Annotated in this window: 1 pseudogene; it reads right to left on the reverse strand. The window is 57.7% G+C overall.

Going from position 1 to position 433, the window contains the following annotated elements:
• Nucleotides 1-222: pseudogene (locus DVK05_RS16675) on the reverse strand (TATA-box-binding protein); the annotation flags it as partial.
• Nucleotides 223-433 lie beyond the last annotated feature (211 nt).

Consider the following 433-nt stretch of genomic DNA (forward strand, 5'->3'; position numbering starts at 1 on the left):
GTCGTCGATGCTCTTTGCGCCCGTACAGACGATCTTTCCCGAACGGAAGATCAGGGCCGCTGCTTTCGGCTCCTGCGTCCGGTAGACGAGTCCGGGGAAGTTGTCCGGATTGAAGTCCGCTCCGGGGAGGTCTTCGGCGAGAGCTTCGAGATCGAGCTCTTGGCCGATACCGGTCGATGCGACAACGTTCTGAATCTCGATGGAATCTGCCGGCGCACTCATACTCTGTCGGATTATCTCTGCCCTCCCTTATAAAGGCCCCCGTTATAAAGAGGGTCGGTTCGCGCGTCTCCGGTCGTTCGGACGCCGACCGTTGCCAGTTACTTGTTTCACGTACGCTCGCGCGTGACCGACCGTCGATCCCGTCAAAATACCAATTGGTCGAACGTCCAGCCTACCGTACTCTGCCAGGATGTTGTTAGACGAACACACA

Source organism: Halorubrum sp. Atlit-8R (genome assembly GCF_003666025.1).
Classification (GTDB): Archaea; Halobacteriota; Halobacteria; order Halobacteriales; family Haloferacaceae; genus Halorubrum; species Halorubrum salinarum.